Below are 17789 nucleotides of genomic sequence, written 5' to 3'. Positions count from 1 at the left end.
TAGGGAGGGAGTTGTGGTGCGGAGAGCTCTGGCCGGCACGGTGGCGCTGCTGGTGGCGGGCACGCTCGTCACCGGCTGCGGTGGCGACGCCTCGGACCAGGCGGGTCCGGGCACGGCCACCTCGGCCCCCGCGACCTCCGAACCATCCGCCGCCGAGCCGACCCCGGCCGGGCCAGGGGCCGATGAGTCGACCGGTCCCACCACCGCCCCGCCGACCCGGCCGGCGCCGTCGAGTCCGGCCGCGCCGACCCCGTCCCCGACCCCGCAGCGGTTGCGGCTCGGCGCCACCGGACCCGAGGTGACGGCGCTGCAGGAGCGCCTCACCGAGCTCGGCTACTGGAACGGCGGCGCCGACGGCAGCTTCGGCTCCCTCACCCAGCAGGCCGTGTACGCGCTGCAGAAGAGCGCCGGCATCGGTCGCGACGGGATTGTCGGCCCGAACACCGAAAAGGCCCTGGACCAGGGGGCACGCCCCAAGGCGAAGAGCCGCAGCGGGTACGTCGTGGAGATCGACCTCAAACGGCAGGTGCTGATGCTCGTCGACGACGGGCGGATCAGCCAGATCTTCAACACCTCGACCGGCAACAACGAGAACTACGAGCAGGACGGCAACACCTACCGTGCCGTCACCCCGCCCGGCAAGTTCACGGTCTCCCGGGACATCGACGGCTGGCGGGACGCCCCGCTCGGCATGCTCTGGCGGCCGAAGTACTTCAACGGCGGGATCGCGGTGCACGGCGCGCACAGCGTCCCGCCGTACCCGGCCTCGCACGGCTGCGCCCGGCTCACAGTCGCCGCGATGAACTGGCTCTGGACCAACGACAAGCTGCCCATCGGCACCCGGATCTGGGTCTACTGACCGTCCCCGGCCCCGCGGCGCAGCAGGTAGGTGTCCATGATCCAGCCCTTGCGGTCGCGGGCCGCCCGCCGGGCGGCCCGGATCCGGTCGGCGACTTCGGCCACCGGCCCGGAGATCAGGATCTCGTCGGGCGTGCCGAGGTACGCGCCCCAGTAGATGTGGGTGCGCTGGTCCGCGAACCCGGCGAAGGCGCACTGCGCGTCCAGCATCACCACCACGTCGTCGACCCCGGGTGGCCAGCCGTCGGCGGCCAGCCGACGGCCGGTGGTGACCTGGAACGGCCGGCCCACCCGGTTCAACCCGATCCGGTGCCCGGCGGCCAGCGTCGAGACACTGCTGACGCCCGGGAACACCGTGTACTCGAACGGGACCGTGCCCCGGGCGAGCAGCTCGTCGACGATGCCGAGGGTGCTGTCGTAGAGCGCCGGATCGCCCCAGACCAGGAATGCCCCGCAGCCGCCGGCCGGTAGCTCGTCGCGGATCAGCCGCTCGTAGACGTCGGCGCGGCGGCGCCGCCAGTCGGCCACCGCCTCGGCGTAGCGGTCCGCGGTCCGGTCCCGGTCCGGGTCGCGGGCCTCGACGATCCGGTACGCGGGCCGCGCGACGTGCCGGCGGAGGATCTCCCGCCGGACGTCGACCAGGTCCTGCTTCTCGTCGCCCTTGGTGAGCACGAAGAAGACGTCGGCGCGGTTGAGCGCCCGCACCGCCTGCACCGTCACCTGGTCCGGGTCGCCCGCCCCGATTCCGATGATCATGATTTGCCTCACCGGGCCGAGTCTGCCCGATCCTGCGGAGCCTGCCGGACCCGGTCGGCGGAGTAGAGGTAGCTGTCCGGGAACTCGCTGGCGGTGAGTACCCGACCGACGACGATCACCGCGGTCCGCCGGATGCCGGCCCGCCGCACCTGGTCGGCGATGTCGGCGAGCGTGCCGCGCAGCACCACCTCCTGCGGACGGCTGGCGTGCGCCACCACCGCGACCGGGCAGTCGGCCCCGTACCGGGGAACGAGTTCGTCGACCAGCTCGGTGATCCGGCCGATCGCCAGGTGCAGCACCAGGGTGGCGCCGCCCTGCCCCAGCGTGGCCAGCTCCTCGCCGGGCGGCATCGGCGTCGACCGGGCCCGGGCGCGGGTCAGGATCACCGTCTGCCCGACCGCCGGCACGGTCAGCTCCCGGCGCAGCACGGCCGCCGCGGCCGCGAACGCCGGCACCCCGGGCACGATCTCGTACGGCACGCCCGCCTCGTCCAGCCGGCGGGTCTGCTCGGCGACCGCGCTGAACAGCGCCGGGTCGCCCGAACAGAGCCGGGCCACGTCCTGCCCGGCGGCGTGCGCGGCGACCATCGCCGCCACGATCTCGGCCAGGGTCAGCTCGGCGGTGTCGATCAGGGTCGCGCCCGGCGGGCAGTCGGCCAGCAGCTCGGCCGGCACCAGGCTGCCGGCGTAGAGGCAGACCGGCGCGCGGGCGATCAGCCGCTGTCCGCGTACCGTGATCAGGTCTGGCGCCCCCGGCCCGGCGCCGATGAAGTAGACCGTCACGCCGGCGCCGCTCGCTTGACCGCCGCCCACTGCACCAGCGGGCGGGCCGGCCGCCAGCCGGTGAAGCCGCCGAGCGGACCGGCCCGCTCGACGCCGAGCCGGGTCAGGTCGCCCCCGCGCCGGGCCGCCTGCTCGGTCAGTACCCGCTCACCCTCGATGGTGACCGCGTGCGCCACCAGCCGGCCGCCGGCCGGTAGCGCCGCCCACGCCGCGTCGACCAGCCCGCTGACCGTGACCCCGCCGCCGACGAACACCGCGTCCGGACGCGGCAGGTCCGCGAGCACGGCCGGCGCCGCGCCGCGCACGACAACCAGATCGGGTACGCCGAGCGCGCCCGCGTTTGCCTCGATCCGGTCCGCCCGGTCCGGTCGGGACTCCACGGCGACCGCCCGGCAGCTCGGGTCGGTGCGCATCCACTCGACCGCGACGCTGCCCGACCCGGCACCGACGTCCCAGAGCAGCTCGCCGGGGAGCGGTGCCAGCCGGGACAGGGCCAGCGCGCGGGCCTCCCGTTTGGTGAGCGCGCCGTCGTGTTGGAAGGCGTCGTCGGGCAGGCCGGGCACGGTGGAGAGCACCCGGGTTTCCGGCGCGGCCGCCACCCGCACACCGACCAGGTTGAGCGCGGCCCCGGGCGGGTGCGCCCAGCCGGCGGCGACGCCGGTCACCCGGCCCTCGTCCGGGCCGCCGACCGACTCCAGCACGGTCAGCTCGCTGGCGCCGAACCCGGCCTCGGTGAACACCGCGGCGAGCGCGGCCGGCGTGCCGGCGTCCGCACTGAGCACCAGCAGGTTCCGGCCCGGATGCAGGGCCCGGCGGACCCGGTCCAGACGGCGACCCACGGCGCTGACCACTGTGGTGCGTTCCACCGCCCAGCCGAGCCGGGCGCAGGCCAGCGAGATCGACGACGGGTGCGGATACACCGTGAGCCGGTCCGGCCCGAGCAGGTCGGCGATCCGGGCGCCGACGCCGAACCACATCGGATCTCCGCTGGCCAGCACGCAGATCCGCCGGTCGGCGTGGGTGGCGAGCAGGTCCGGCAGCGCGGGCAGCATCGGCGACGGCCAGGCGATCCGGTCGACCGGCAGTTCGGCCGGAACCATGGCGAGCTGGCGGCGGCCGCCGAACAACACCCCGGCGGCGCCGATCGCCGCCCGGGCGGCGGGGGTCAATCCCGACCAGCCGTCCGCACCGATTCCCACCACGGCGACCGTCGCGGGCGCCCCGGCCGTCGACGGCACCTCAGTCGTCGGTGGCGTCCCGGTTGTCGACGGCGGCCCGGTCGTCAGGAAGTTCACCGGCGGAACGGTAGCCGACCGGCGCCCGGACTCTGCCACTCCGGCCGCGCCTGTGCGATCATCGACCGCGACAGCGCAGTGAGGAACGCCGGTGAGCAGCCCGCGAGGGCGGCGAGTCCGGGGCGGTCCCGCCACTGTGACCGGGCCGGCGCGAGGCGGCCCGGGAGCCAGACACTCGCGTCGCTGTCGCACGCCGGGCCCTCCTCCCGGCGTGGACATGACCGGTCGCGGGCGTGGACACCCGTGCGAGGTAAAGGGGTTCGCCCGATGGTGCCCTACCCGTTCACCGCCGTGGTCGGGATGGCCGACATGGCCCTGGCCCTCACCCTCTCGGCGATCTCCCCGGCGATCGGCGGAGTGCTGGTCCGGGGCGAGAAGGGCACCGCCAAGTCGACGATCGTGCGGGCGCTGACCGCGTTGCTGCCGCCGGTGCCGGTGCTGGCCGGCTGCCGGTTCTCCTGCGCTCCGGCCGCCCCCGATCCCGGTTGCCCGGACGGCCCGCACCCGACTCCGGCCGGCGGCCGGCCCGCAGGTCGGCCCGATGGCCCGGTCGGCGGTCCGGTCGGTCGGTTGCCCGGGGCCGAGGTCCGGCCGGCGCGGCTGGTGGAGCTGCCGGTCGGCGCGACCGAGGACCGGGTGCTCGGCTCGCTGCACCTGGAACGCGCGCTCGCCGAGGGCGTCACCGCGTACGAGCCGGGGCTGCTCGCCGCCGCGCACCGCGGACTGCTCTACGTCGACGAGGTCAACCTGCTGCACGACCACCTGGTCGACGTGCTGCTCGACGCCGCCGCGATGGGCCGGGCGACGGTCGAGCGGGACGGCGTCTCGGTCTCCCACCCGGCCCGGTTCGTGCTGGTCGGCACGATGAATCCGGAGGAGGGCGAGCTGCGTCCGCAGCTGCTCGACCGGTTCGGCCTCACCGTCGAGGTGGCGGCCAGCCGGGACCCGGCCGTCCGGGCCGAGGTGGTGCGCCGGCGGCTGGCGTACGAGTCGGACCCGGGGGCCTTCGGCGCCCGGTACGCGGCGTCCGACGCGGCGCTGGCCGACCGGATCTCCACCGCCCGCGAGCTGCTCCCGGCGGTGGTGCTCGGTGACCGGGCGCTGCACCGGATCGCCGAGGTCTGCGCGGCGTTCGAGGTCGACGGCATGCGGGCCGACCTGGTCACCGCCCGGGCGGCGATGGCCCATGCCGCCTGGTGCGGCCGGATCAGCGTCTCGGCGGCCGACATCCGGGCGGCGGCCCGGCTCGCGTTGCCGCATCGGCGGCGCCGCAACCCGTTCGACCCGCCCGGCCTCGACACCGACCAGCTCGACCGGGCGCTCGCCGCCGCCGGACTGGACGACGAGAGCGCCGATCTGGACCCGACGGACCGGCCGGTCGATCCGGCCGCCGCCGACCCGGACGACGAACCCGATCCGCCGGGTCCGGGTGGCCCCGGCGGGCCGGGTCGATCCGGTCCGGGTACGGCCGGCGCCGGCGGGACCGACGACGCGGGTGGGACCGACGGCGGTGCGGGCGAGGTGTACGGGACCGGCGGCGGTGCGGGCGGAAACGGCAGCGGTGCGGACGGGGGCGGTGCGGGTGGTGCGAGCGGTGCGGGTGGTGCGAGCGGTTCCGCCGGCCCGGCGGATGGCGATCGCGGGAGCGGCCGGGAGGACCTGTCCGGGCCAGCCGGTCGGGACGCCGAATCGGCAGGCGTCGGTGCCGCCGATCCGTACCGGACCCGGCTGCTGACCGTGCCCGGCACCGGACTGGGCGTCGCCGGCCGCCGGTCCCGGGCCGAGACCACCGTCGGCCGGACCGTCCGCGCCAGCCAGCCCACCGGGGACCGCGCCGGGCGGCCGCACCTGCCCGCCACCCTGCGGGTGGCCGCGCCGCACCAGCGGGCCCGGGGCCGGACCGGTCCCGGGTTGCTGATCCGCCAGGCTGACCTGCGGATGCCGATCCGGGAAGGGCGGGAGGGGAACCTGATTCTGTTCTGCGTCGACGCCTCCGGCTCGATGGGTTCCCGGCAACGGATCCGCGAGGTGAAAGCCGCCGTGCTCTCCCTGCTGCTGGACGCGTACCAGCGCCGGGACAAGGTCGGCCTGGTCACTTTCCGCGGCGGGTCGGCGGAGCTGGCACTGCCCCCGACGTCGAGCGTGGAGGCCGCCGCCGCCCGGCTGGCGTCGCTGCCGACCGGTGGGCGTACCCCGCTCGCCGAGGGGCTGCTGCGGGCCGGCGAGGCGCTGCGGGTCGAGGCGATCCGCGATCCGCGCCGCCGGCCGCTGCTGGTGGTGGTGACCGACGGGCGGGCCACCGCCGGCGTCGAACCGGTCCGGCGGGCGATGCGGGCCGGAGCGCTGCTGGCCGCCGCCGGGTTCCGGGCGGTGGTGGTCGACTGCGAGTCCGGTCGGATCCGGATGGGGCTGGCGGACGAGTTGGCCGCCGCGATGCGGGCCGAGTACCTGCCGCTGGCGGCGGTCGCGGCGACGGCCCTGACCGCCGTCGTCCGGGAGCGCACCGCCGGGCAGCCGGGAGCCCGCGGCACCGGCTCCGGAGCACGCGACGGCGGGGCGCGGCCCGGACGGCGGGCCGCCTGATGCCGCAGGGACAGCCGGAGCGGGTTCCGGATGACGGGCTCACCACCCGGCAGCGGCGCAACCGCCCGCTGCTGATCGTCCACACCGGACCGATGAAGGGCAAGTCGACGGCCGCCTTCGGACTCGCCCTGCGGGGCTGGAACCAGGGCTGGTCGATCGCGGTCTTCCAGTTCGTCAAGTCGGCCCGGTGGCGGGTCGGTGAGGAGTCGGCGATGCTCGCCCTGGGCCGGTTGCACGAGCAGACCGGCGAGGGCGGCCCGGTCGAGTGGCACAAGATGGGCGCCGGCTGGAGCTGGAGCCGCCGGGCCGGTTCGGAGGCCGACCACGCCGCCGACGCTCTCGACGGCTGGCTGGAGATCAAGCGGCGGCTCGCCGCGGGTCGGCACGGGCTCTACGTGCTCGACGAGTTCACATACCCGATGAAGTGGGGTTGGGTCGACGTCTCCGACGTCGTGCGTACGCTGCGCGACCGCCCCGGCCACCAGCACGTGGTGATCACCGGCCGGGACGCCGACCCGCGACTGGTGGAGGCCGCCGACCTGGTCGTCGAGATGACGAAGGTCAAGCACCCGATGGACGCCGGGCAGAAGGGCCAGCGGGGGATCGAGTGGTGACCCGGCTGCCCCGGCTCGTGATCGCGGCGCCCGCCTCCGGCCAGGGCAAGACCACGATCGCCACCGGGCTGATGGCCGCGCTGGCCGCGCGCGGCCTGTCGGTCAGCGGCCACAAGGTCGGCCCCGACTACATCGACGCCGGATACCACGCGGTGGCCACCGGTCGGCCGGGCCGCAATCTCGACCCGCACCTGCAGGGCGAACAGCGGCTGGTACCGCTGTTGCTGCACGGCGCGGCCACCCCCACCCCGGCCGACATCGCTGTGATCGAGGGGGTGATGGGGCTGTACGACGGCGCACTCGGCCGGGCGGGTTTCGCCTCCACCGCCCACGTCGCGCGGCTGCTGGGTGCGCCGGTGGTGCTGGTGGTCGACGTGTCCGGGGCGGCCCGCAGCGTGGCCGCGACCATCCACGGGTTCGCCACCTTCGACCCGCCGGGCATCCTGGCCGGGGTGATCCTGAACAAGGTCGGTTCGGCCACCCACGAGGCGGAGGTCCGTGCGGCGGTCGGGCTGACCGGCGTACCGGTGCTTGGCGCGCTGCGCCGGAACGCGGACCTGGCCACCCCCAGCCGGCATCTCGGCCTGGTACCGGCGGCCGAACGCGGCCCGGTGGCGACCCGGACCGTCCGCCGCCTCGGCGAGCAGGTCGCCGGGGCGCTGGACCTGCCGGCGATCATGGCCGTCGCGGGGCGCGCGCCGGACCTGCCCGGCCCGCCCTGGGACCCGGCCGGTGAGCTCGCGGCTGCCGGTGCCGGCCTGCCCGGCTGCCCATCCCGCGGCCCGTCGTTCGGCCCGGCCGATCAACCCGCGACGGTCGCGGTCGCGTCCGGGCCGGCCTTCACCTTCCGGTACGCCGAAACCGACGAACTGCTCGCCGCGGCCGGGCTCCGGGTCGTTCCCGTCGATCCGCTGCACGCCGAGCGGTTGCCGCCGGCCTGCGCGGGCCTCTATCTGGGCGGCGGGTTCCCGCAGCTGCACACCGCCGAGCTGGCCGCGAACGGCGCACTGCGCGGCGCCGTCGCCAGCGCGGCGGCCCGGGGCCTGCCGATCGTCGCCGAGTGCGCCGGGCTGCTCTATCTCTGCAAGGACATCGACGGTACGCCGATGGCCGGAGTCCTCGACGCATCCGCGCGGATGACCGGCCGACTGACCCTCGGCTACCGGGACGCGGTCGCGACGACCGACACCGTGCTGGCCCCGGCCGGTACCCGGGTGACCGGGCACGAGTTCCACCGCACCGAGGTGTCGACCCGCCCCGGCGGCCGTCCCGCCTGGCGGCTCAGCCGCCCCGCCCCCGCCGCCCCGGCCCACACCGACGACGGCTTCGCGACCGGCCCGACGATCGGCGCCGCGCCCGGTCCGGCGGCCGGATCCGGTCCGGCCGCCGCATCCGGTCCGGCCGCCGCATCCGGTCCGGTTGCCCGGCCCGGTCCGGTGCCGACGGTGCACGCCTCCTATCTGCACGTGCACTGGGCCGGTCATCCGTTACTGGCCGGGCGGTTCGCCGCCGCGGTCGCGATGTTCGCCACCTCCGACGCCACCGCCGGGTCCGCCGGCCGGTCCGGGACCTAGGGTGCTGCCCGTGACCAGCGAACTGCGGCATCACGGTGACCGGGACCTCGCCCCCGGCCTGGTCGACCTCGCCGTCAACGTGCGACTGCCCCGCCCGCCCGAGTGGCTGCGCCGCCACCTCGCCGAGCACCTCGACGAGCTGGCCGGCTACCCGGACGCGACGGCGGCCCGGGCCGCCGTCGCCGCCCGGCACCACCGCCGGGTCAGCGAGGTCCTGGCGACCGCCGGTGCGGCCGAGGCGTTCACGCTGCTGGCCCGCGCGCTGCGGCCCGGAATCGACGTGCGGCACGCGGTGGTGGTGCACCCGCAGTTCACCGAGCCGGAGGTGGCGCTGGCCACCGCCGGGCACCGGGTGCACCGGGTGTTGTTGCGGGCCGACGAGGGATTCCGGTTCGCCGCCTCGACGGTGCCCGAGGAGGCCGACCTGGTGGTCATCGGCAACCCCACCAATCCGACCTCGGTCCTGCACCCGGCGTCCGAGCTGCGGGAGCTGGTCCGCCCCGGCCGGATCCTGCTGGTGGACGAGGCGTTCCTGGACGCCGTACCCGGGGAGCCGGAGTCGCTGGCCGGTGCCGACCTGCCGGGGCTGGTCGTGGTCCGGAGCCTGACCAAGACCTGGGGGCTGGCCGGGCTGCGGGCCGGTTACCTGGTTGGCGACGAGTCGCTGGTGGCCCGGATCGCCGAGCAGCAACCGCCCTGGTCGGTCTCGTCGTTGGCGCTGACCGCGATCACCGCCTGTCTGACCCCGGCGGCGCTGGGCCAGGCGAGCGAGCTGGCGGTGCGGGCCGAGCACGATCGGGGCGTACTCGTGGCGGGTCTGCGGGAGCTGGGGCTGTCGGTGGTGGAACCGGCGCGCGGACCGTTCGTGCTGGTCGACACCGGGCTGGACGGCGACCGGCTGCGGCGGGATCTGCGCCGGGCCGGGTACGCCGTCCGGCGCGGTGACACCTTCCCCGGTCTCGGCCCACGGTGGATCCGGCTGGCGGTTCGCGAACCCGAGGTGACGGCCGGTTTCCTGGCCGCCCTGCGCGCGGTCCTGACCGGGTCGGTCCCGCCGGCCGGCGGGACCGATCTCCGGACTGTCCCGGCTGGTTCGGCCGGTTCCGCTGGCGTCGCGCCGGACCAGGCCCAGCCGGGGCCGGCGGGGGCCGGCGGGGACAGTGTCGCCGGTGGCGGTGGGTCGGTGACCCTGGTCGGGGCCGGGCCGGGCGACGAAGGGCTGATCACGGTGCGCGGGCGGGACCGGCTGGCGGCGGCGGACGTGGTGGTCACCGACCGGCTGGTGCCGCCGGGGCTGCTCGCCGAGCTGGCTCCGCGGGTGCGGATCATCGACGTGTCGAAGGTCCCGCGCGGGCCGGCGACCAGCCAGGACCGGATCAACGAACTGCTGGTGGAGCACGCCTCGGCCGGGCTGCGGGTGGTCCGGCTCAAGGGTGGCGACCCGTACGTGTTCGGGCGGGGGATGGAGGAGGCGATCGCCTGCGCGGCGGCCGGCGTACCGGTGGAGGTCGTGCCCGGGGTCAGCAGCGCGGTGGCCGTACCGGCACTGGCCGGGATTCCGGTCACCCACCGCAGCCGCTCGCAGGGCTTCGCGGTGGTGTCGGCGCATCTGCCGCCGGGCGATCCGGGCAGCACCGTCGACTGGGCGGCGCTGGCCCGGTCCGGTATGACGATCGTGTTGCTGATGGCGGTGCGGACCCTGCCCGAGGTGGCGGGCGCACTGCTGGCCGCCGGGATGGATCCGGACACCCCGGCGGCCAGTGTGGAGCATGGCGGCACCCCTCGGCAGCGGGTGCTGACCGGGCCGTTGGCGCGGATCGCCGAGGTGGCCGCCGAGGGCGGGCTGCGGGCGCCGGCCGTCACGGTCATCGGCCCGGTGGCGGCGTTCGCCGGTCAGCGGGCCGGTCAGCCCTACTCGGTGAAGAGTGCTTCGTAGCGGGCCGGGTACAGCGGCCAGCCACCGTCGTTGGCGACGCCGTCGCTGACGGGTCGGTCTCGACCTGCCAGCGCGGGTCGATGTCCCAGCTTAGGACGACCCGGTCCGGATACTCTTCCTAGTCAGGACAACGGGAGGTCTTGGTGGCATCGTCAGGGCATCCGGTGTTCGCTCGGGTGTATGAGAAAGTCAGCGTCGCCATGGACCGCGCTGGCGCCGCCGAGCACCGGCGGGATCTCGTTGCCGGACTCTCCGGGCGGGTGATCGAGGTCGGGGCCGGCAACGGCCGGATGTTCGCCCACTACCCACCCGAGGTGACCGAGGTCGTCGCGGTCGAACCCGAACCCCGCCTGCGGGCCAGTGCCGGCACCGCCGGGCGCACCGCCCCCGTTCCGGTCACCGTGCTGGACGGACTGGCGGAGGCCCTGCCCGGTGTGGACGGCGAGTTCGACGCGGCGGTTGTCGCACTGGTGTTGTGCACCGTGCCGGACCAGTCGGCCGCGCTGGCCGAGATCCGTCGGGTGCTGCGACCCGGCGGTCAACTCCGCTTCTACGAACATGTCGCCGCCGAACGGCCGGGTGGGCTGCGACGAATGCAGCGGTTCGTGGACGCGACGCTGTGGCCGAGGCTGTTCGCCGGCTGTCACACTTGTCGTGACACCGTGGCGGCGATCAGCACGGCCGGCTTCGTGATCGGGGACCTGCACCGGTTCCGGTTCCCGGCCGAGGGGCCGAGCAGCCCGGCCGCGCCACACGTCCTGGGCCGAGCCCACAAACCGATGCGGGAGGCGGGCGATGAGCGCTGAGGCCGAGCAGTCGCCGGCGGTGACCGTCTACACCAGACCCGGCTGCCCGTACTCCTTTCTCCTGCGCCGGAGGCTGCGCCGCCGGGGCGTACCGTTCGTCGAGGTCGACATCTGGCAGGACCCGCAGGCGGCAGCGGCGGTCCGGGCGGTCGCCGACGGAAACGAGACCGTGCCGACGGTGCACGTCGCCGGGCAGTGGCTGGTCAACCCGTCCGCTGACGCGGTGGAACGACTAGCCAGACCCGGATCCGGCCGCTAGCGGCGAGGGTCAGAAGTCGAGCAGCTCGCGCAGCGGGATCCGGATCGGGAACGGCAGTCGGAGGCGAGCGTCTCGTCCCCCCGGACGACCGCGTGTGGGACGTAGTGCTCGCCGTCCAGCCGGAACAGCCGCAGCACGATCGACTCGTACTCCGTCAGGTCCGGCTCGACGAGCAGGTATCAGCCGATCTGGGGGAATGCTAACGACCCGGCCGCTGGTGCGGCGTGGGTGATCTGTGGGTAGCTGCGGTCGGCCCCTCTGTCTATACTGCGCATAGACAGTATGTGCGCTGGGGGTCCATGAATGCGTGTCGTCGTCTCGCAGGTGTCCGGAGTGCCGCTGTACCAGCAGATCGTGGAGCAGGTCCGGCAGCAGATCATGGCCGGCGAGCTCGCGGCCGGGGCGGCGCTGCCATCGTTGCGGGCGCTCGCCGCGGAGCTGCGGGTCAGCCTGATCACGACGACCCGGGCCTACAACGACCTGGCCGTCGAAGGGCTGATCGTCAACGTGCCCGGCAAGGGCTCGTTCGTCGCGGAGATCGATCCGGCAGCTGCCCGCCGCAGTTCGTTGGAGCGGGCGCGCGCGGGGCTGCGGCAGATCGTCACGCACACCAGGCACACCGGGCTGGTCTCGCTGGAGGAGCTGACCGCCATGCTCGCACAGGAGTGGGAACGATGAACACGACAGAGCACGTGCTGGAAGCCGTCGGGCTCGTCAAGCGCCGGGGGGACTTCACGCTCGGCCCGCTGGACCTCCGGATACCGCGCGGGTTCGTGACCGGGATGGTCGGGGCCAACGGGTCGGGCAAGACGACCACGCTGCGTACGCTGCTCGGTCTCGTCCGCGCGGACGCGGGAACGATCGCGGTGCCGCCGATGGACGAGATCGGGGTCGCGTTCGACCAGCCGTTCGTGCTCCCGTACTGGCGCATCCGCGACGCCGCGGCGGTCTACGCCGCGTCCCGGCCCGGGTGGGACCAGGACTGGTTCGACCGGCTCTGCCGCCAGTTCGGGCTCCGCGCCGAGAAGCGCGTGAAGGAGCTGTCCCGCGGCGAGGGGAACAAGCTGATGATCGCGCTGGCGATGGGTAACCACCCCGCGCTGCTGATCCTGGACGAGCCCACCAGCGGCCTCGACCCGGCCGCGCGCGCCGACCTGGTCGACCTGCTGCGCCAGCACATGCGCAGGGAGGAGGCGTCGCTGCTCTTCTCCACCCACATCACGAGCGACCTGGAACACTTCGCCGACTATCTGGTGTTCGTCGACGGCGGCCGGATCGTCTACTCCGGCGCCCTGGAGGAGCTGGTCGAGGAGTTCGCCCACGTCAGGGGGACGCTGGCGGACCTGACCACGGAGAACGCCCCGCTGATCCGGGGCCTACGCCGTGGCCAGGTCAGCTTCGACGGCATCGTCCGCACCGCCGACTCTGCCGCATTCGGCCCGGACGTCCAGTTCGAGACCCCGACGATCGAGCAGCTCGTCGTCCACCACGAGCGGCACACCGACGAGGAGCACTGACATGCAGGCCATCGCCCGATTCGTCAGCCTGGACCTGAGAACCCTGCGGCCAAACGCGGGGTACATGATCATTCCGTTCGGCCTTGTCGTCGTACCGGTGCTGCTCATCAGCGGCGTGCTCCTGCCCGCGCTGAGCCTGGATTCCGGCGGTGGCGGCGGGTACCTGCTGATCCCCTTCGTCTCCGCCCTCGCGGTGATGAGTGCCCCGCAGAGCTTGTTCAGCTACGACGCGCTCGGCCGCCTCGACACCCTCTACACCGCGCTCTGCATCCCGCGCCGCCGGGTCGTCGTCGGCCGCTATGCGACCTGTCTGCTCCTGCTGTTCGCCCTGACCGTCCTCAGTGTCCTTCTGACTGCGCTCGCCGCACTCGCCTTCGGCTCCGCGTTCGACCTCGGCGTCGCCGCCGCCCTCGCGGCCGGCAGCATCGCCATCCTCGGCGTCCTCCTCGCCGCCCAACTACCTGTCTTCTTCGCCACCGGCCCCGGTCCCATCCGAGTCCTCACGGCCGTTCCTCCCTCGATCATCCTGGGCATCCTCGCCATCGGGTGGGTGACCCCGGACATCCGCACCGTGCTGCTGTCCTGGCTCGGCGACGCGAACCTCGGCTGGCTCGCGCTCGCCTCGGTCGGGGTCCTCGGCATCCTCGCAGCCGCCTCCATCAGGCTCTCCGCGCGCCTGTACGCCCGGCGTGACCTTTGAGCGTGGACCGGACGACCGCGGGCCGCCGGGACCGAGCACGTACGAAGAAGCGCCACCGGCAGATCGGATGAGATCGTTGGTTCGCGGCGTCGCAACGCCGCCCGGCGGGCCGTCCCCAGTCGACGGACCACCGGGTCACCTCCCACCGCGGAAGGGCATCGCGACCATGGCGTATATCGATCTTGGGGTGGACGAGAAGCAGTTTCCCGGCATCATCGGGCCGATGCGGTACCGCCCGGAGACGGCGAAGCCGCTCAACGAGCTGGCCGAGGTGCTGCTGCGGGCACCCAACTCGCTGCCGGCCGGGGAGCGGGAACTGATCGCCGCGTACGTCTCCGAGCGCAACGACTGCGACTTCTGCGCCGCGTCGCACTCGGCATTCGCGGCGGCGCAGCTCGACGCCGGTGCGGCCCTCGTCGAGCAGGTGCGCGCGGACCTCGACACCGCGCCGATCTCGGCGAAGCTGCGGGCGCTGCTGCGCATCGCCGGTGCGGTCCAGGTCAGTGGCCGCAATGTCACCACCGAGCTGGTCGACGCCGCCCGCGCGGAGGGCGCCACCGATGTGGAGATCCACGACACCGTGCTGATCGCCGCCGCGTTCTGCATGTTCAACCGCTACGTCGACGGGCTCGGCACCTTCGCGCCCGAGGGTCCGGACGTCTACACCGAGACCGCCCGGCAGATCCTGGCCGTCGGCTACCAGTCCGCGGCGGTCGAGGTCCGGCCGGTGAGCGGACCGCCAGCGACGTCGTAGGTCGCCGCCGACGTCGTACGCCACCGACGTCGTAGGCTGTCCCGGACGCGAGGGACAGGAGCTGAGGTGGCCGAGACGACCGTGACCGAGGTGCTGGCCGAGCTGGCCGCGCTGGCGGACCCGAAGGTCCGCGCGGCGAACGAGAAGCACGGTGACGATCACGGGGTGAACCTCGGCAAGCTGCGCGCGGTCGCGAAACGGCTGAAGACGCAGCAGGACCTCGCCCGCCAGCTCTGGCGGACCGACGACACCGCGGCGCGCCTGCTGGCGCTCCTGATCTGCCGGCCGAAGGCGTTCGAGCGAACCGAGCTGGACGCCATGCTGCGCGAGGCGCGCGCCCCGAAGGTGCACGACTGGCTGGTGAACTATGTGGTGAAGAAGAGCCCGCACGCCGAGGAGCTGCGGCTGGCCTGGTTGGCCGATCCGGATCCGGTGGTGGCGAGCGCCGGTTGGGCGCTGACCACCGAGCGGGTGGCGCGCCGGCCGGACGGGCTCGACCTGGCGGGGCTGCTCGACGTGATCGAGGCCCGGATGGCCGACGCTCCGGGCCGGCTGCAGTGGGCGATGAACCACTGCCTGGCGCAGATCGGCATCGAGCACGCCGGGTACCGCGCCCGGGCGGTCGACATCGGTGAGCGGCTGGAGGTGCTCAAGGACTATCCGACCGCCCCGGGGTGCACCTCGCCGTTCGCGCCCACCTGGATCGCCGAGATGGTGCGTCGGCAGCGGGAGACCGTCACGGCCTCCTGACCGGGTGGAGGGGCGGCGGCCCGGCCGGCGACGCGACGGGCGACCTGGCCGTGGACCGGCCGCCAGGCGGCCGGATCGACCGCTTGCCGATCGTTCGGGCATTTCGAGTTGCGGCGAAGGCATTCAACGATGACGATCTCAAGCGGAGCGTCACGAGGTTGCCGCCTCCCACGGTGACCAGGCCGGGGCGCTCGCGCACCCCGGAGGGCATCAATGAGCGCAGATGCGGAAACGGCCCCGGAAAGTTCCGACCGCGACCAGAGCCCCGATCTCAGAAAAAGCCCGGACCTCAAGAAGATAGCCGTCTGGACGGCCGTCGCGGTCGCCGGAGCCATCGGGTGGGGCGTGCTCGCGCTCTCCCGCGGCGAGGAGATCAACGCGGTCTGGCTGCTGGTCGCGGCGCTCTGCTCGTACGCGATCGCCTATCGCTTCTACGCCCGGTTCATCGCGGGCCGGGTGCTCGGGGTGAACGACCGGCGGGCCACCCCGGCCGAGCGCCTGGAGAACGGGATCGACTACCACGCCACCGACCGGCGGGTGCTGCTCGGCCATCACTTCGCCGCCATCGCCGGGGCCGGACCGCTCGTCGGTCCGGTGCTCGCGGCGCAGATGGGCTACCTGCCGGGAACAATGTGGATCATCCTCGGGGTGATCTTCGCGGGCGCCGTGCAGGACATGGTGGTGCTCTTCTTCTCGATGCGCCGCGACGGCAAGAGCCTCGGCCAGATGGCCCGGGATGAGATCGGCCCGATCGGCGGCGTCGCCGCGCTGATCGCCGTCTTCACCATCATGATCATCCTGCTCGGTGTGCTGGCACTGGTGGTGGTGAACGCGCTCGCCGACTCGCCGTGGGGCACCTTCTCCATCGCGATGACGATCCCGATCGCCCTCTTCATGGGCTTCTATCTGCGAATTCTGCGCCCCGGCCGGGTCATCGAGACCACCCTCATCGGCGTCTCGCTGCTACTGCTGGCGATCGTGGCCGGCGGCTGGGTGCAGGACTCCAGCCTGGCGGAGGCGTTCACGCTCGACCCCCGTACGCTCGTCATCTGCCTCGCGGTCTACGGCTTCTTCGCCTCCGTGCTGCCGGTCTGGATGCTGCTGGCGCCCCGCGACTACCTCTCCACCTTCATGAAGATCGGCACCATCGGACTGCTCGCCGTCGGTGTCCTGGTCACCATGCCGACCCTGCAGAACGACGCGGTCAGCAAGTTCGCCCTCTCCGGCGACGGACCGGTCTTCGCCGGCAGCCTCTTCCCGTTCGTCTTCATCACGATCGCCTGCGGCGCCCTCTCCGGGTTCCACGCGCTGATCTCGTCCGGCACCACCCCGAAGATGATCCAGAAGGAGTCGCAGGTCCGGCTCATCGGCTACGGCGGCATGCTGATGGAGTCGTTCGTCGCGGTGATGGCCATCATCGCCGCGTCGCTGCTCGATCCCGGCCTCTACTACGCGATGAACGCGCCGGCCGGCGTGGTCGGCAACACCTTCGAGTCGGCCGCCACCGCCGTCACCAACCTCGGCTTCACCATCACCCCCGCCGACCTGGCCGCCGCCTCCGCAGCGGTGGAGGAGGAGACCCTGGTGGCCCGGACCGGTGGCGCGCCCACCCTGGCCGTCGGCATCTCGGAGATCTTCTCCGCCGTCGCCGGCGGGGACGCGTTACGCGCCTTCTGGTACCACTTCGCGATCATGTTCGAGGCGCTCTTCATCCTGACCACCGTGGACGCCGGCACCCGGGTCGGCCGGTTCATGCTGCAGGACACCCTCGGCAACGTCTGGAAGCCGATCGGCCGGGTCAGCTGGCCGCCGAGCATCTGGGCCACCAGCGCGATCGTCGTCGGCGCCTGGGGTTACTTCCTCTACGCCGGCGTCACCAACCCGCTCGGCGGCATCAACCAGCTCTTCCCACTGTTCGGCATCGCCAACCAGCTGCTGGCGGCGGTGGCGCTCACCGTCGCCACCGTGATCCTGGTCAAGAGCGGCAAACTGAAATGGGCCTGGGTCACCGGCGTACCGCTGGCCTGGGACGCCGCGGTGACGCTCACCGCGAGCTGGCAGAAGATCTTCTCCGATGACCCGAAGCTCGGCTTCTTCGCCCAGCGGGAGCGGTTCGCCGAGGCGCTGGACCGGGGCGAGGTGCTGGCCCCGGCGCGCGACCTCGGCCAGATGCGGGAGGTGGTGGTCAACTCGACCGTCAACGGGCTGCTGGCCGCCCTCTTCGCGATCCTGATCATCATCGTGATCGCCGACGGCGCGCGGACGTGCGTCCGCGCCCTGCGGTCGCGGGAGCCGCTGCCCACCAGCGAGGCCCCGTTCGTCGAGTCCCGGATCGTCGCGCCGGCCGGACTGATCCCGACCGCCGAGGAGCGCCGCGAGCTGGCCGCCGCCGGCTCCGGACCCCCCGACGGGAGCGGTCCGCGATGAGGTTGCGGTCCGTGCTGCGTCACCTCCGCTGGTACGCCCGGGAGCTGAGCGGCGAATCAGCGTACGACAACTACCTCGACCACCGGCGGCGTACCCACCCAGGTCAACCGGTGCTGAGCCGGCGCGAGTTCGAGGCGCTGCGTCACCGCCCGACGGTCCGCTGTTGCTGACCCGGCGC

The 17789-nt window shown here is 73.7% G+C and carries 17 protein-coding genes; 14 read left to right on the top strand and 3 right to left on the bottom strand.

The features are described from left to right. Positions 1-16: 16 nt before the first annotated feature. A complete protein-coding gene (locus O7627_RS26610) occupies positions 17-859 on the top strand; it encodes a L,D-transpeptidase family protein (protein WP_278096206.1) in 843 nt (280 codons plus the stop codon). Here O7627_RS26610 and cobF read toward each other — a convergent pair. Genes cobF through cbiE form a run of 3 tightly spaced genes read right to left on the bottom strand, consistent with a single transcriptional unit; the run spans position 853 to position 3691 of the window. Beyond that, complete coding sequence (cobF, locus tag O7627_RS26605; protein WP_278096205.1) at positions 853-1614, bottom strand: precorrin-6A synthase (deacetylating); 762 nt, start codon at positions 1612-1614, stop codon at positions 853-855. The two genes, O7627_RS26610 and cobF, sit on opposite strands and share 7 nt — an antisense overlap. 8 nt (positions 1615-1622) lie before the next feature. Then, positions 1623-2396 carry a precorrin-4 C(11)-methyltransferase gene (cobM, locus tag O7627_RS26600; protein WP_278096204.1) on the bottom strand — a complete coding sequence of 258 codons (774 nt, stop codon included), beginning with the start codon at positions 2394-2396 and terminating at the stop codon, positions 1623-1625. Next, positions 2393-3691 carry a precorrin-6y C5,15-methyltransferase (decarboxylating) subunit CbiE gene (cbiE, locus tag O7627_RS26595; protein WP_278096203.1) on the bottom strand — a complete coding sequence of 433 codons (1299 nt, stop codon included), beginning with the start codon at positions 3689-3691 and terminating at the stop codon, positions 2393-2395. The genes cobM and cbiE overlap by 4 nt, the downstream gene beginning before the upstream one ends. A gap of 267 nt (positions 3692-3958) precedes the next feature. On the opposite strand from cbiE, the gene O7627_RS26590 reads away from it, so the two are divergent. From O7627_RS26590 to O7627_RS26530, 13 genes are all read left to right on the top strand, one after another. After that, on the top strand, positions 3959-6274 hold the full coding sequence (locus tag O7627_RS26590; RefSeq protein WP_278096202.1) for a magnesium chelatase subunit D family protein: 2316 nt from the start codon (positions 3959-3961) through the stop codon (positions 6272-6274). Next, positions 6274-6888, top strand: coding sequence for a cob(I)yrinic acid a,c-diamide adenosyltransferase (gene cobO, locus O7627_RS26585; protein ID WP_278096201.1), 615 nt, complete (start codon positions 6274-6276; stop codon positions 6886-6888). Before O7627_RS26590 ends, cobO begins: the two co-directional genes overlap by 1 nt. Beyond that, complete coding sequence (locus O7627_RS26580) at positions 6885-8462, top strand: cobyrinate a,c-diamide synthase (RefSeq protein ID WP_278096200.1); 1578 nt, start codon at positions 6885-6887, stop codon at positions 8460-8462. Before cobO ends, O7627_RS26580 begins: the two co-directional genes overlap by 4 nt. A 10-nt stretch (positions 8463-8472) precedes the next feature. After that, positions 8473-10398, top strand: coding sequence for an Rv2231c family pyridoxal phosphate-dependent protein CobC (gene cobC / locus O7627_RS26575; protein WP_278096199.1), 1926 nt, complete (start codon positions 8473-8475; stop codon positions 10396-10398). 176 nt (positions 10399-10574) lie between these two features. Then, positions 10575-11204, top strand: a complete 630-nt coding sequence (locus O7627_RS26570; RefSeq protein ID WP_278096198.1) for a class I SAM-dependent methyltransferase — start codon at positions 10575-10577, stop codon at positions 11202-11204. Beyond that, positions 11194-11463: a glutaredoxin domain-containing protein gene (locus O7627_RS26565; RefSeq protein ID WP_278096197.1), complete on the top strand. Its 270-nt coding sequence runs from the start codon at positions 11194-11196 to the stop codon at positions 11461-11463. The genes O7627_RS26570 and O7627_RS26565 overlap by 11 nt, the downstream gene beginning before the upstream one ends. A 303-nt stretch (positions 11464-11766) precedes the next feature. After that, positions 11767-12141, top strand: coding sequence for a GntR family transcriptional regulator (locus tag O7627_RS26560; RefSeq protein ID WP_278096196.1), 375 nt, complete (start codon positions 11767-11769; stop codon positions 12139-12141). Beyond that, positions 12138-12980, top strand: a complete 843-nt coding sequence (locus O7627_RS26555; RefSeq protein WP_278096195.1) for an ABC transporter ATP-binding protein — start codon at positions 12138-12140, stop codon at positions 12978-12980. Before O7627_RS26560 ends, O7627_RS26555 begins: the two co-directional genes overlap by 4 nt. 1 nt (position 12981) lies before the next feature. Beyond that, the gene (locus tag O7627_RS26550) at positions 12982-13680 is read left to right on the top strand and encodes an ABC-2 transporter permease (RefSeq protein ID WP_278096194.1); all 699 of its coding nucleotides are present in this window, start codon (positions 12982-12984) and stop codon (positions 13678-13680) included. Between the two features lie 166 nt (positions 13681-13846). Further along, entirely contained in the window at positions 13847-14434 is a 588-nt protein-coding gene (locus tag O7627_RS26545) for a carboxymuconolactone decarboxylase family protein (RefSeq protein WP_278096193.1), read from the top strand. A gap of 66 nt (positions 14435-14500) precedes the next feature. After that, on the top strand, positions 14501-15184 hold the full coding sequence (locus tag O7627_RS26540) for a DNA alkylation repair protein (RefSeq protein WP_278096192.1): 684 nt from the start codon (positions 14501-14503) through the stop codon (positions 15182-15184). A gap of 213 nt (positions 15185-15397) precedes the next feature. Further along, positions 15398-17611 carry a carbon starvation CstA family protein gene (locus O7627_RS26535; protein ID WP_278096191.1) on the top strand — a complete coding sequence of 738 codons (2214 nt, stop codon included), beginning with the start codon at positions 15398-15400 and terminating at the stop codon, positions 17609-17611. Further along, complete coding sequence (locus tag O7627_RS26530; RefSeq protein ID WP_278096190.1) at positions 17608-17781, top strand: YbdD/YjiX family protein; 174 nt, start codon at positions 17608-17610, stop codon at positions 17779-17781. The genes O7627_RS26535 and O7627_RS26530 overlap by 4 nt, the downstream gene beginning before the upstream one ends. The last annotated feature ends 8 nt before the right edge of the window (positions 17782-17789 follow it).

This window comes from Solwaraspora sp. WMMD1047, assembly GCF_029626155.1.
In the GTDB taxonomy this organism is placed as follows: Bacteria; Actinomycetota; Actinomycetes; order Mycobacteriales; family Micromonosporaceae; genus WMMD1047.
Note: the sequence above shows the minus strand (reverse complement) of the source record. Positions and strands in the feature narration are given on the sequence as shown.